Here is a 13,822-nt window from a genome sequence, read left to right as displayed (position 1 = left end):
AGATATTGATTTTGCAAAATGCAAGGGTAAGATACTAACAACCAATCTAACATCAAAAGGTATGGGGGTATTTTAGCTTTTGAGTGCGATAGAAATATTTCCTATGGCCCAGAAAATGGCAGGGCAGCCGAAAGGTGCTTGGTCTTAGGTAGTTACGTTTAAGGTGATGGGAGCAAAGACGGATTAACTTTCTTGCCAAATCTCCCAAGAACGGTCCGCTTGAAGTTCCAGCATGCGCAAACCATTGGAAATTTGGGCACCTTTGGCCTCTCCGGCGGTTAGAAAAGCCGTTTTTTCCGGGTTGTAGATCAGGTCGAACAGAAAATGCTGGTCAGTTATAAATTCATAGGGTAGGGCAGGCCGCTGCTCAATATTGGGGTGCGTTCCCAAGGGCGTACAATTTATAAGAATGGTGTGTTCTTTTAATATCTCTTCGGTGACTTGGTCGTAACTTATTTTGTTCTTTCCCGAATTTCTTGAAACGAAAACATAGGAAATACCAAGTTCACCCAAAACATAGGCCACGGCTTTAGAAGCGCCGCCTGTACCTAAAATAAGCGCTTTATTATGGTGCGGTTTAAGGAAAGGCGCCATGGCGTTTTTAAACCCATAGGCGTCCGTATTAAATCCTTTTAGCCCGTTTTTAGAGAACTGTATCGTATTAACGGCCCCTATTTTTTCGGCTTCGGGGTCTAGCTCTGTGAGGAACGGCATTACCTCCTGCTTGTACGGAATGGTAACGTTCATTCCCTTAATATCCGAGTTGTTGTCCAATACGTCCTGAATTTCTTCAATAGCCTGAAAATCGAAGTTTTCGTACGAATGGTCCTCCAAACCTAAATCCGCAAATTTTTGGGTGAAATACCCTCTGGAGAATGAATATGAAATGTCTTTACCTACTAGTCCGAATCGTACTTTTTTCATTTTTAATATTTAGGCTAAAGTGTAAAATAGTTTATGCTTGCTGTGTTAACTCCGTATTCTTACGTGTCTTTCCGTACCAGTCCAATACCAATAAAATGGCAATACCAAAGACCACAAAAAATAAGGCCCACCAGGTTTCCGAAGTAGTCACATCAGGAAAGAAACGTTCATAGTTGCTTATAATCTCTTTTCCGTTGCTATCCAAAACCAATTCTCCTGAGGCATCGGTTTTAAAAATAGTGCGTTTCCATGGCCAAACCACGCCCAGAGACCCAGTTATAAAGCCTATGATAACGGCCGTGGTAATGTGTTTGTAGTTTTTAAGAACATAGGTCAGAAAATGGGAAAGGCTAACCAAGCCCGTTGCTGAACCGGCCGTAAACACGGCCAAAATGATTAAAGTGTCCAAGCGTTCCTTATTGCTGGTAAAACTGTAATCGCCTTGTAAAACTTCTGCAAAAGTATCGTAGAGGGCATTAACGGAATCTACCAATAACAACACGTAATTACCCAAAAGAATAAGTATAAAGGAGCCGGAAAGACCCGGTAACGTCATACCGGATACACTAATAATACCGCAAACGAAAATGAAAAATAGATTGTCGTTCTCTTTTGCGGGATTTAAAAAACTTATGGATATACCTACAATAAGACCTATAATGCCGGCCGTTATGGTTTTTTTGTTCCAGTGTTCAAAGTCCTTTGAAATGTAATAAATAGAACCCAGGATCATACCAAAGAATGCGGCCCAGACAAAGAGTTCTTTTTGCTCCAAGAAATAATCCAAGAGTTTGGAAACACTAAAATAGCTTACCAGCATTCCAAAAATCAAAAGGGAGAGAAACGTACCATTAATATACCTGAAGAAACTCTTGAACCTACCGTTTAGCAATAGTTTGAATGCTTTGCGGTTTATTTTTTGGAGCGAGTAAATAAACTCTTCGTAAAAACCACCCACAAATGCAACAATACCACCCGAAACACCGGGCACTTTATTAGCGGCACCCATGCACAGACCTTTTATGACCAAAAAGAATTTGTCAAGAAATGTTCTGGTATTGTACATGAAAAGGGGATTTATTTTTTAGAAGCGGTTCTTTCAAGGATGAAAATTACCAAGAAACCGGCCAATGCCGCTACAACAGCAATCATAAGTTGATTGTCGCCATCAAAATTAAACGGACTTACATTTTCGTCTATGGTAATGATTTTTTCACCAATGGTTTTGGTATCCAATACTCTTTTCCAAGGCCATATTTTGTTAAGCGACCCCACTATAAAGCCGGTCAGCAAAGCCAAGGTTAGGTTCTTCTGATTATTGAACATCCACTTTAAAAGCTTGGCAAAACTTAAAAGGCCGAATATAGCCCCAACACCTACAGTACCAATAATCTTAAAATCGAGATTATGAACGGCATCAATAATGGTTTTATACGATCCTAACAGGACCAAAATAAAAGCTCCGGAAATACCGGGAAGAATCATGGCGCAAATGGCCAAAGCTCCTGAAAGAAAAAGATAGGGAAGGCTATCCGCACTTTCCGATGGGGGTAAAATAGTAATGTAATAGGCCACGGCAGCTCCTAAAATTAGAGCAATAATCGTTTTTGCGTTCCATTTTTGCACCTCTTTCCCTACGAGTAGAATACTTGCTATAACCAGTCCAAAAAAGAAAGACCAGATAAGGATTGGCTTATTTTCCAACAACCAACTTACTAGTTTTGCCAAGGATAGAACGCTTATGGCAATCCCGGCAAAAAGAGCCAATAGAAAATTTCCGTTCAGTTTGTTCCAAGCGGCTTTTAGTCCGTTTTCCTTAAGCTCCTTAAAAAGAGAAAGGTCTACATTGTTAATAGAGGTGATAAGTTCTTCGTAGATTCCGGAAATAAAGGCAATTGTGCCCCCTGAGACTCCTGGTACAACATCGGCGGCGCCCATGGCCATACCTTTTAAGGTAATGAAAGTATAGTCTAAAAAGTTTCTTTTTTCCATGTGGTTTGTTCGTTGAAAAGCAAAAATAGCTTTTAAAATTTGAACGTAGGAAAAAATGGACCAAGCCCTTATAATTTTAAACTAGAAAAATTATAAGGGCTTGGTAATTAATTGTTTATTTTGAAGATTTTTCGGCTTTTTCTACAGCTTTTAAAACCCACTCGGATTTGGTATACTGAGGGAATTCCTCAAAGAATAGCGGTAATTTTTGAATATCTATTTTTAATGCGTCCATCAAGCAAATACGACCGTTAATGATATCATTATTGGCTAAATGAAAACCGGCCGCTTTGTATTTAAGTTCTGCATTGTCCGGATAGAATTCCTGTCCTTGGGCCAAAATCTGTAATGCGCTGGTAGCGTCTTCATTGTTAAGGACAACATCTGCCCAGTTAAGCCAGGTCTTTAGTTCGTAATTGCCTAGGTCTACAGCTTGTTTAAAGGCAAAATCTGCCTGATCGTACTTCTTAAGCGCAGCATTAATGTAGGCGCACTTCTTCCAGTATAATGGATTTTCACCATCAATATTCAAAGCCTTGTTTACGTAATAAAGGGCTTTTGTATAGTTTTCCTTTCTATAATAAAAATCGGTGATGGCCAACCAACCTTTGTCCAATAACGGGTCTTCATGAACGGTATGGTAGTAATAATACTTGGCCATATCGTCATTCTGCAACCGCTCATGACATTTGCCTATTCTTAAATATGCATGCGAAGTTGGGTCCTCCATTTTAATGGTAGTCTCATAATTCTCAATGGCCTCATTGTATTTGCCCAGTTTTTCAAGCACTTTCCCTTTCTCAAAATATGCGCCAATAAAGGTGTCATCGGATATAATGGCAAAGTCGAATGCCGCAAGGGCCTCAGTATACATTTTTTTATACATATACTGCTTTCCAAGCTGATGCCATGCTACCTCGCAATAAGGATTGCGCTCTAGGTAATCGTTCAAGTACACGATGGCACCGTCATGATCTTCCAAAAACTCAAAACAATAAATAACATTGTAAAGTGAGGAGTAGTCCTGTTCATCAAAAGATACACAGCGCATGAAACTCTCTTTGGCCAGTTTAAAATCGTCCATAAAGAGGTACTCCATTCCTAATAGGGAATGAATATCAAAGCTGTTTTCTGCTAAATCCAAGGCTTGGTTAAGCAGGGCTACCGCCGCTTCGTGATTGTCTTTTTTAGAATATATGTTAGCGCGCTGAATAAAGATTTCCTCATTGGTAGCGTCTAATATTTGAAGTTCGTCCAGATACTGCTCCGCAATATCCAGTTGGTTTTCAAAAACCAATACCTCAATATTCAACAACTTCAGTTCAATAGAATCTGGGTGCTGTTGCAGACCAATTTTAATTGCTTTTTTCGCTAGCGCTATTTTGCCGTTGTTCAAATAGTGATGTATGATGTCTTCAAAATCTTCGGCATCAAAGAAATAGATGTCGTCGGTTTTAAGCATCGATTCAAACTTGGCAATCGGCCTATTGGGCCTTTCGTTGGATTCTAACGCCATAGGAACGTTTTGGTTAAACTATGTTATTAAAAGTAGCCTTTTGAATGGCACTTTTAAACGTGATTACACCTATATTATTAACAAATTAGTTAACAGGTTATTGCTTATAACCTTCTAAAACTTCAAGGATTATGCCACAACCGCTTTCAATCTCGTCTGTTGAAATGGTTAGAGGCGGAGAAATCCGAACCGCTTTGGGCTCAAAAAGTAACCAAAATAGAATTAAACCTTTCTTGGCACAGGTTAGTACCAAATGGTTGGCTATTTCGGCATTTTCCAGAATCAAAGCCAGCATAAGCCCTTTTCCCCTAATTTCTTTAATTAGTCGGTGTTGAAGCAGTTTTCTAACAAGGACTTCTTTTATAAGGGTTTGAGAGATAAGTTGCGTTTCCGTAATTTCTTTAAGCGTGGCCAAGCAGGCCGCTGCAATGACAGGATTTCCACCAAAAGTGGTAATATGGCCTAGTTTAGGGCTGTCCTGTAGGGTAGCCATGAGCTTTTGGGATGCGGTAAATGCACCTACGGGAAGTCCGGAAGCCATTCCTTTTCCGGTAACCAAAATATCGGGAACACAGTCATAATGCTCAAAAGCGAACAGTTTTCCCGTACGGCCAAAACCAGGTTGAATCTCATCTAAAATGAGCAAAGTGCCCGTTTCGTTACAGCGCTGGCGTACTTTTTTTAAATACCCGTTTTTAGGCTCAATAAAGCCGGCACCCCCTTGTATGGTCTCTAAAATGACCCCGGCCGTCTTTTCGGTTATTTTTTTTAAATCGTCCTCGTTATTGAATTCAATAAAACCTACATCCGGTAGAAGCGGCCTAAACGCACTTTTTCGTTCTTCATAGCCCATTAGGCTTAAACTGCCCATGGTATTGCCATGGTAGGCGTGCCGCGCAGCCAGTAATTGGCTCCTTCCCGTAGCTCTTCTTGCCAGCTTTATGGCGCCCTCAACGGCTTCCGTTCCGCTGTTGACCATATACGTGGTCTCCAAAGAATCCGGTAAAAGCGATGCTAGTAATTTTGTGTAAGCTACGGCAGGTTGCTGAACATACTCCCCATATACCATAACATGCATATAGGTTTCTGTTTGTTCCTGAATGGCGGTTACTACTTTAGGGTGACAATGGCCAAGACTACATGCCGAAACCCCTGCAACAAAATCTAAATGAGCGTTGCCCTTGGTGTCATAAATATAACTGCCCTTAGCGTGCGAAACTTCTAAAGCCAACGGATGTGGTGAGGTTTGCGCCTGATATTTTAAAAAATCTTGTTTCATTGTACGGAACTGGAAGTCACTTTTTTGACCTTAGGCCTAAGGGTAGGGGCCGGAGCTTTGTTGTTGGCCGGGGGAATATTGTTTACCGGGTCATTGGAATTACCGGAACGTTCCGCCTCTTCGGCATCAATATCTATAGGATTTTCTATACCTCTTATGATAGGGAGGATAACGTTGTTGTCATCTTCATCAAAAATATCGTCTTTTGTTACTATACGTTCATCACCACGCCAAATGAAACCTTTTAGTTTCCTGCTTTCAACGGGGAGTTCCGTTTCTGGAAAAATATCGCCATCGGGCTCTATGAAAAACGTAAGGTCTTCCACATCGTTATTGGCCATTACAATATTGATCTTGCTGCAAATGGTCTTGTCTATACCTATAAGCTCTTCATCATCATTGTACATGTAGTAAATAACTTCGGTATTCTTTACCAAGTCTATGTATTTAAGCTCGTTGTCTACAAATTTACCAAATAGGTCTTTGCCTTTGGCTTGGTTGTAGCCGGTCATACTTATACTATCCAACGAGATAATAAAAGCATTTTCCAATACTTTGAGCGAGTCTAATTTTTCTGTTTCCAAGTTGGATATCAGGTGAATGCTGTCTCCCGTCATTTGATTATCACCGTTCCATAAAACCGGATTTCGTATCAATTGGGTAATTCCTGTTTTCTCCGAAGAATGAATGGAATCACATTTTCCACTTAAATCGGTTTTGTAGAATTTTGCGTTCCTAAAGGCACGTAGTATCCTGTTTTCGGGTTTTCCGGTAATCATTAAGGTGTCCCCATGCATATAGAGTGAATCCTGCTCCACAAGACTAATTGAAACAGCCCGTTTTGTGGCAAATACAGAATCCTTCGCCTTAAAGACCTCGGCATAGTGCGCACGGATAATTCCGTTGTTTACCGTATCCGTTACTATAATATTGTTAGTGGCTGAGGCAAATTCTGTGGCTTTATCAAAATAAACACTATCCCCTTCAATAATACGGTTGTTGTAGTCTATACGGGTGTTTTTTATCCCGTAGCCACTTTCAATTTTAGTGTCGTAAAAGCCGCGTTCGCAATAGATTTTATAGGTTTCTCCGGTTATGGTAGAAGGGCCGTACATGTATGCGTTCTTGGAGGTAGTATAGTAGTCCAGCTGCTCGGAATCCACAATATACTGTGGGTTGTCTATATGTACACTGTCTAGAAACTGATATTTATCCAGTTCCATGAAATAGCGACCAATTTCACTGGTAAGCGTGTTGGTTGAATCTACAATGGTTCCGAAACTGTTGTAGTAAGCCTCTTGTTTTTCTCTGTCTAGATATAATGTGTCTGTCCTAAGTGTTACTTTACTACTCTTTTGGTCAGTCTCTAAAAGAACGCTTTCAAAGGCTTTGGCCAATTTGGTTTCTCCGTCATAATTAATTTTACCACTGGTCATTTCTAGGGAATCGCCTTGTTGCAAGCGCACGTTGCCCAGAGCACGTAAACGGTTTTCTTTTTGGTAATATATGGCAATATCGCACCAGAGGTCTGCTCCTTGGTGTTCAAATTGTACTTGTTTGTCATCCTTACTAAAGATAGAGGCTCCGGGAAATTGGGCTTCGTTTTTAGTGAAGTTGGCACCGTAAACAATGTTGATCTGTTTACTCTGTGTGGTATCCTTAGAGGAAGTCTTTTCCTCTTGTGCATGGCCTATAAGAGTTGTGCCAAGGAAGAACAAAAAAATGCGGAGTAGGTTCAATGCTATCTGAATTTTGCCCAAAAGTAGGTTTTTTTTAAAGGAAGCAATATAGTTTAGGATAGATTTAGGAGGTTTACAGAACGCACTGAAATCTGTAAGTATCCACACTATCCTAAACTACATATCGAAAAATGTATATTTCGAAGCTCTTCTGTAACCTTTGGTTATCTGTGTATAGTCTGCGTACGGTCAGGCCCTACGGAAACTATTTTAATAGGCACTTCAAGTTCTTTTTCCAAGAAACTGATGTATTCCTGCAACGATGCAGGTAACTGATCGGCGCTGCTCATTTTTGTAAGGTCTTCTTTCCAACCTTTCATTTCCGAGTAAACTGGCGTTACATTCTCTGCTTCAATATTAAACGGAAGGTGCTCTATTTTCTCACCTTTGTAATTGTAGGCGGTACATACTTTTATGGTATCAAATCCACTTAAAACATCGGCTTTCATCATCATCAATTCGGTAACACCGTTAATGATCACAGCATATTTTAAAGCAACAAGGTCTAACCAACCACATCTTCTAGGGCGGCCAGTGGTAGCGCCAAATTCATTACCCACGCGGGCCATGGTCTCACCGTCCTCATCAAAAAGTTCAGTAGGAAAAGGGCCGCTACCAACTCGGGTAGTATAGGCTTTAAAAATACCTTTTACATCGCCAATTTGGTTTGGAGCAACTCCAAGACCGGTACAGGCACCTGCAGCCGTGGTATTACTGGATGTTACAAAAGGATAAGTTCCAAAGTCAATATCCAATAAAGAACCTTGCGCGCCTTCTGCCAATATTTTCTTCCCGCTTTTTTGAGCTTGGTACAGATACTCCTCACTGTCAATAAAAGTCAGCTCTTTCAATTCGGCAACGGACTCAAAGAAGTCTTTTTCTAATTCTGCCAAATCATACTGTATATCTACATTGTAATAAGCGATCATAGCTTCGTGTTTGTTGGCCAGATTGCGGTATTTTTCTTTCCAATCGGACATTTCAAGATCACCGATACGCATACCGTTACGGCCTGTCTTGTCCATATAAGTTGGGCCTATTCCCTTTAGGGTAGAACCAATTTTTGCTTTTCCTTTAGATGCTTCCGAAGCCGCATCCAACAAGCGGTGCGTAGGCAATATTAGGTGTGCTTTTCTTGAGATGAACAATTTGGACTTTATGTCTAAATTGAACTTTTTTAATGCGTCTAATTCTTTTTTGAAGATTACCGGGTCTATAACTACCCCGTTACCAACAATATTTAAGGCATTTTTGTGAAAAATTCCCGAAGGTATGGTGTGCAATACGTGTTTTATGCCATCAAACTCCAATGTATGCCCTGCGTTTGGGCCTCCTTGAAATCTAGCGATGATGTCATAATCTGTTGTAAGTACATCAACAATTTTTCCTTTTCCTTCGTCTCCCCACTGTAATCCTAACAATAAATCTACTGCCATTTAAAATTTTGGTTAGCTGTTCGTGTTTTCGTTTTTATTTCGAGTACCATAAAAATAAAGGGAGTGTGTATTGATTTTGATATCAAAAACTTCCTCAATGGTTTTCTTTATAGATTGAATACGAGGATCACAAAATTCCATTACCTCACCGGTATCGGTTAAAATAACATGATCATGTTGGCGATCAAAATATGATTTCTCGTATTGTGCCTGGTTTTTGCCAAATTGATGTTTGCGAACCAGTTTACACTCCAATAAAAGTTCTATAGTGTTATAGAGTGTAGCACGACTTACCCTGTAGTTCTTGTTCTTCATGTTTATGTACAGCGATTCAATGTCAAAATGATCTTCGCTATCATATATTTCTTGAAGTATGGCATAGCGTTCGGGTGTTTTTCTATGCCCATTTTCTTCTAAAAAAGTGGTGAAAACGTTTTTTACGATTTCTTGATTTTTGTTGGCTGCCATAACTAGGGTTATATTCGTCAATCCGCAAAGGTACGGTTATATTTTAATTACGATTCTAAATTCTTGTGACTTTATCTATTCCGTTAATTTTCTTCAGATTTGCCATCAATTTTTTTAGAATACCATTATTTTTAACAACTACGGTAATGGTGCCCTTAAATGTACCGCCATCTGTACTAAAGTTAAGGTTACGGATGTTTACGTGCATATTGTCCGATATGACCTCGGTAATCTCACTTACCAAACCTAAGTTGTCAATTCCCGTAAGGCGTATTTCAGATAGGAATTCTTCTTGGCTGGAGTCTATCCATTTGGCACTAATGATGCGGTATGCGTAGTTAGACTGCAATTGTATGGCATTGGGGCAGTTCTTTTTATGCACCTTAATACCTTCATTTACACTTACAAAACCAAATACTTCATCCCCAGGAATGGGATTACAACATTGCGAAAGTTTGTACTCCAGTTTCTCTTCTTCTTTGCCAAATACAAGAACATCGTATTTGGAGGTAATCTCTTCTTTTTGGACTTCCAACGGATTGGGGTTCCTTCTCATTTTGTTTTTGAAGAAACTTATAAAGGCGTTGGAGTAGGAAGACGAAAAGTCTTTGAGCATTTGGTTGTCTATAGACCCAATGCCTACCCGGTAAAAGAGGTCCAGACTAGTTTTTAGCTTAAAGAAAGTTACCATTTTGTTGATGGAATCTTCATTAAGCGTAACTTTCTGGGATTTTAATTTTCTTCGGAGAATTTCTTTGCCTTCTTCAGCAACCGATTTTTTCTCTTCCCGTAAAGAAGATTTTATTTTGGCCCTTGCTCTAGCGGTTGTAGCATAGTCTAACCAGTTTTGGTTGGGTTTTGCCTGTTCTGAGGTAATTATTTCTACTTGGTCTCCGCTATGAAGTGTAGTGTTCAGTGGAACAAGCTTTCCGTTTACTTTTGATCCTCGCGTGCGCATCCCCACTTCTGTATGGATATTAAAGGCAAAATCCAATGGGGTAGCCCCTTTGGGTAATGATTTTAGTTCGCCCTTAGGGGTAAAGACAAAGATTTCCTTGGCATACAGGTTCAGTTTAAATTCCTCAACAAAGTCTACCGCATTGGTATTGGCGTTCTCAAGTGCCTCTTGTAAACGGTTGAGCCAAACTTCAATACCCTGTTCTTTTTGGTCGCCATGCTTATATTTAAAATGTGCGGCATACCCTTTTTCCGCAATTTCATGCATACGTTCACTACGGATCTGAACTTCTACCCAACGTCCTTTTGGCCCCATTACGGTAATATGTAGGGCTTCATATCCTGTGGATTTAGGCGAAGAAATCCAATCCCGAAGCCGCACAGGGTTGGGGGTAAAGTGATCGGTTACGATGGAGTAGATTTTCCAGGCCAGGAATTTTTCGTTCTGCCGATCCGATTTATAAATAATACGAATGGCAAATTTGTCATATATTTCCTCAAAAGAAACATTCTGGGCTTTCATCTTTCGCCTAATGGAGAAAATGGATTTCATCCTGCCCTTAATGTAATAGTTAAGTCCCTCTTCTTTTAAAGATTTATCTATAACTCCCGAAAAAGCATCTATATAAGCCTGTTGGTCTTCTTTGGATTCCTCGATCTTACCCTTAATGCCATTGTATACATTAGGTTCGGTATACTTTAAACTGAGGTCTTCCAGGTCTGTTTTAATATTGTAAAGCCCAATACGGTGTGCTAAAGGGGCGTAGATATACAAAGTTTCGGAAGCCATTTGTACCTGCTTATGCTCGGGCATGGCGTCCATAGTAAGCATATTATGGTAGCGGTCTGCGATTTTAATGATAATTACACGAACATCATCATGAAGGGTGAGCAACATCTTCCGAAAGTTTTCCGCCTGTTGTGAGGTGCTCATATCCTTTTTTAGGTGCGCAATTTTGGTAAGACCATCTACGATACGGGCAACGGTTTCACCAAACATCCGTTCAATATCATCCAGTGTGTATTCCGTATCCTCAACCACGTCATGTAGTAGGGCAGATGCTATGGATGTAGCATCAAGACCAATTTCCGAAGCTACTATTTTTGCCACCGCTATAGGGTGGAATATATAGGCTTCGCCAGATTTTCTCCGTTGGTTTTTATGAGCGTCTACGGCAATTTCAAATGCAGAGCGTATAAGCGTTTTATCATCATCCGATAGGTGTTGATAGCTTATACGTAGCAATTCTTTGTATTGCTTCGCAATCTCTTTATTTTCCTTTTCTATAGCTTCCTGCGTCATATTCAAATAAAAATAGAACAATCTTGGCAGTCGTACAACAAAAATTATTCCTCTTTTTGGGCTATGGTCAAAGTGTCTTTAATTTTAAATAAGGCTATTGGGGTTACCGTTTTAGATTCTGGATCCTGTCCAAAAGAGTAGGATGGGAATAGTGCATAAAAACGAAAGCAGGATGGGGCGTAAGGTTGCTTAAACTGTTTTTGGACAATTTCTTTAATGAGGTGATGAGTGGTAATGCGGCATAGGTGTCTTTGGCGTAATCATCTGCTTGATATTCAAATTTTCGAGAAAAGTGGTTCATGATCAAACCTGTAATTTCCGAAATGGGACTGTATAAAATAGCAAAACCGATCAAGGCTGCATGAAAACTAGGTTGTGATACCCCAATAGCTATGGATACCGCCGGATTATTGATGAACAATGACAGTACGAATAGCGTAACGCCAGTTAACGCCAAAGAAGCGATAAGATTAAAGATAATGTGCTTTTTCTTGTAATGTCCTACTTCATGTGCCAAAACGGCTACGATTTCCTCTTCGTCCAAATCGTTGATCAAGGTGTCGTACAGTGTAACCCTTTTTTCTTTTCCGAAGCCGGAGAAATAAGCATTGGCCTTTGTAGATCGTTTGGAACCGTCTATTACAAATATATTATTGAGTTCAAAGCCTACGTTTTTTGCAAATGCCTCTATTTTGGTTTTTAAACTACCATTTTCCAGAGGAGTTTGTTTATTGAACATAGGAACAATCAGTTTGCTGTAGAACAGGTTCATGAAAATTGTAAACACGGCTACAAGCGCCCAAGCGTACACCCAAAAATAGGAGCCCGCTAATTGAAAGAACCAAATAATCAATGACAAGATAAGTCCACCTACAATGGCCATCATCAACCATCCTTTTATTTTATCCATAAAGAAGGTACCCTTTGTAGTTTTATTGAACCCAAATTTTTCCTCTATTACAAAAGTGGAATAATAGGAGAAGGGCAAGGTGATTATATCGCTTCCTATCATGATAATACCAAAGAACATAAGCGCCATGGGTATGGGTTGTTCGGTAACCGTTCGTACTATCTGATCTACCCATTCAAATCCTCCAAAAATTAAAAAACCTAAAGTCAAGAGAAATGAAAAGCTAGAGGTTAGCAGTCCAAAACGGTAATTGGTCTTTTTGTAGGCTTGTGATTTCTTGTATTCGGTTTCGTCAAAAACATCACTGAGCTCATCGGGAACGGGGTCATTGTAGCGTTTGGCGTTCAGGTAATCCAGAACGGTTTCAATGATAAACTGCAGTACAAGAATGGCTACAATAGTGTAAAACAGAATACTCATATGTTATCGTTTTTTGAAAAATGAAGTTGGCCTGATAGAAGAACAACGGCTTTTTATTGAAAATCTCGCTGTCTTTTGGCTTCAAAGATAAGAATAGCTGCGGATACCGATACATTCATGGAATCTATCTCGCCTTGCATGGGTATTATAATGTTCTGTTTAGAACTGTTTAGCCATTCTTGGGAGAGTCCGTCTGCTTCTGTTCCTACAACAATGGCAGAGCCAGGTTTAAAATTGGTTTTGATATAGTTTTCAGAAGCGGATAGTGCGGCACAATAAATGGCAATGTTCTGTTTTTTTAAAAAGTCGATTACTTCGGTAGTGCTGCCCATGGCTATTTTGTTGGTAAATACGCAGCCTACGCTAGAGCGAATAATATTAGGGTTATAGAGGTCCGTTCTTGGGTTGGCAATAATAACAGCATCCAAGTTGGCGGCATCTGCGGTACGTAAGAGTGCACCAATATTTCCGGGTTTTTCAGGAGCTTCGGCCACAAGTATAAGCGGATTCTTATTTGGGAGTTGCAAATCGCTCAACAAAGTTGTTTTACTTTTAGCAATGGCTAAAATACCTTCGGTGGTCTGTCTATACGCTAATTTTTGGTAGATATCCTTTGTAATCTCAATGTATTCGGGCGTTAACAAAGATTTTTCAAAAAGAGCCGTAGTTTCGTTCGTGTCAATTACTTCTGCTTGAAAAAGTACGGTTTCAATTTCATACCCTCCTTTTAGCGCCAATTGAATTTCTCGAAATCCCTCTATTATAAAAAGCCCGGATTTCTTACGTTCCCTGGATTTCTCTTTTAGGAGCAGGATTTTTTTTACTAACGAATTTTGGACGCTAGAGATTTGCTTAATTTTATGCATACGGCAAATGTA

11 protein-coding genes are annotated in these 13,822 nt (G+C 39.8%); all 11 read right to left on the bottom strand.

What is annotated here, in order from left to right:
• Positions 1–183: 183 nt before the first annotated feature.
• Positions 184–924: a shikimate dehydrogenase family protein gene (locus SJY45_RS06175; RefSeq protein WP_400073665.1), complete on the bottom strand. Its 741-nt coding sequence runs from the start codon at positions 922–924 to the stop codon at positions 184–186.
• 31 nt (positions 925–955) lie between these two features.
• Positions 956–1,990 carry a DUF368 domain-containing protein gene (locus SJY45_RS06170; RefSeq protein ID WP_400073664.1) on the bottom strand — a complete coding sequence of 345 codons (1,035 nt, stop codon included), beginning with the start codon at positions 1,988–1,990 and terminating at the stop codon, positions 956–958.
• Positions 1,991–2,001: 11 nt separating this feature from the next.
• Entirely contained in the window at positions 2,002–2,916 is a 915-nt protein-coding gene (locus SJY45_RS06165; protein ID WP_303406208.1) for a DUF368 domain-containing protein, read from the bottom strand.
• A gap of 115 nt (positions 2,917–3,031) precedes the next feature.
• Positions 3,032–4,432 carry a tetratricopeptide repeat protein gene (locus SJY45_RS06160; RefSeq protein ID WP_400073663.1) on the bottom strand — a complete coding sequence of 467 codons (1,401 nt, stop codon included), beginning with the start codon at positions 4,430–4,432 and terminating at the stop codon, positions 3,032–3,034.
• Positions 4,433–4,529: 97 nt separating this feature from the next.
• Positions 4,530–5,711 (bottom strand): aspartate aminotransferase family protein, encoded by a 1,182-nt coding sequence (locus SJY45_RS06155; protein WP_400073662.1) that lies wholly within the window; start codon positions 5,709–5,711, stop codon positions 4,530–4,532.
• Entirely contained in the window at positions 5,708–7,405 is a 1,698-nt protein-coding gene (locus SJY45_RS06150) for an OstA-like protein (RefSeq protein ID WP_400074305.1), read from the bottom strand. Before SJY45_RS06150 ends, SJY45_RS06155 begins: the two co-directional genes overlap by 4 nt.
• Before the next feature lie 209 nt (positions 7,406–7,614).
• Positions 7,615–8,886, bottom strand: coding sequence for an adenylosuccinate synthase (locus SJY45_RS06145; RefSeq protein WP_215914210.1), 1,272 nt, complete (start codon positions 8,884–8,886; stop codon positions 7,615–7,617).
• 12 nt (positions 8,887–8,898) lie between these two features.
• Entirely contained in the window at positions 8,899–9,354 is a 456-nt protein-coding gene (locus SJY45_RS06140) for a Fur family transcriptional regulator (RefSeq protein WP_215439813.1), read from the bottom strand.
• Between the two features lie 55 nt (positions 9,355–9,409).
• A complete protein-coding gene (locus SJY45_RS06135; protein ID WP_215439814.1) occupies positions 9,410–11,614 on the bottom strand; it encodes a bifunctional (p)ppGpp synthetase/guanosine-3',5'-bis(diphosphate) 3'-pyrophosphohydrolase in 2,205 nt (734 codons plus the stop codon).
• A 103-nt stretch (positions 11,615–11,717) separates the two neighbouring features.
• Positions 11,718–12,944 (bottom strand): M48 family metallopeptidase, encoded by a 1,227-nt coding sequence (locus SJY45_RS06130; RefSeq protein WP_400073661.1) that lies wholly within the window; start codon positions 12,942–12,944, stop codon positions 11,718–11,720.
• 53 nt (positions 12,945–12,997) lie between these two features.
• On the bottom strand, positions 12,998–13,810 hold the full coding sequence (locus SJY45_RS06125; RefSeq protein ID WP_400073660.1) for a TrmH family RNA methyltransferase: 813 nt from the start codon (positions 13,808–13,810) through the stop codon (positions 12,998–13,000).
• Positions 13,811–13,822 lie beyond the last annotated feature (12 nt).

The organism is Zobellia russellii (genome assembly GCF_044597075.1).
GTDB classification, from domain to species: Bacteria; Bacteroidota; Bacteroidia; order Flavobacteriales; family Flavobacteriaceae; genus Zobellia; species Zobellia russellii.
The sequence above is the reverse complement of the archived record's forward strand: the minus strand, read 5'-3'. Positions and strand labels throughout refer to the sequence as shown.

Excerpts from the sequence above, each read along its gene's own strand:
- SJY45_RS06155 (WP_400073662.1), bottom strand. The coding sequence starts at position 5,711 with ATGAAACAAGATTTTTTAAAATATCAGGCGCAAACCTCACCACATCCG.
- SJY45_RS06125 (WP_400073660.1), bottom strand. The coding sequence starts at position 13,810 with ATGCATAAAATTAAGCAAATCTCTAGCGTCCAAAATTCGTTAGTAAAA.
- SJY45_RS06140 (WP_215439813.1), bottom strand. The coding sequence starts at position 9,354 with ATGGCAGCCAACAAAAATCAAGAAATCGTAAAAAACGTTTTCACCACT.
- SJY45_RS06130 (WP_400073661.1), bottom strand. The coding sequence starts at position 12,944 with ATGAGTATTCTGTTTTACACTATTGTAGCCATTCTTGTACTGCAGTTT.
- SJY45_RS06170 (WP_400073664.1), bottom strand. The coding sequence starts at position 1,990 with ATGTACAATACCAGAACATTTCTTGACAAATTCTTTTTGGTCATAAAA.
- SJY45_RS06175 (WP_400073665.1), bottom strand. The coding sequence starts at position 924 with ATGAAAAAAGTACGATTCGGACTAGTAGGTAAAGACATTTCATATTCA.
- SJY45_RS06135 (WP_215439814.1), bottom strand. The coding sequence starts at position 11,614 with ATGACGCAGGAAGCTATAGAAAAGGAAAATAAAGAGATTGCGAAGCAA.
- SJY45_RS06145 (WP_215914210.1), bottom strand. The coding sequence starts at position 8,886 with ATGGCAGTAGATTTATTGTTAGGATTACAGTGGGGAGACGAAGGAAAA.
- SJY45_RS06160 (WP_400073663.1), bottom strand. The coding sequence starts at position 4,432 with ATGGCGTTAGAATCCAACGAAAGGCCCAATAGGCCGATTGCCAAGTTT.
- SJY45_RS06165 (WP_303406208.1), bottom strand. The coding sequence starts at position 2,916 with ATGGAAAAAAGAAACTTTTTAGACTATACTTTCATTACCTTAAAAGGT.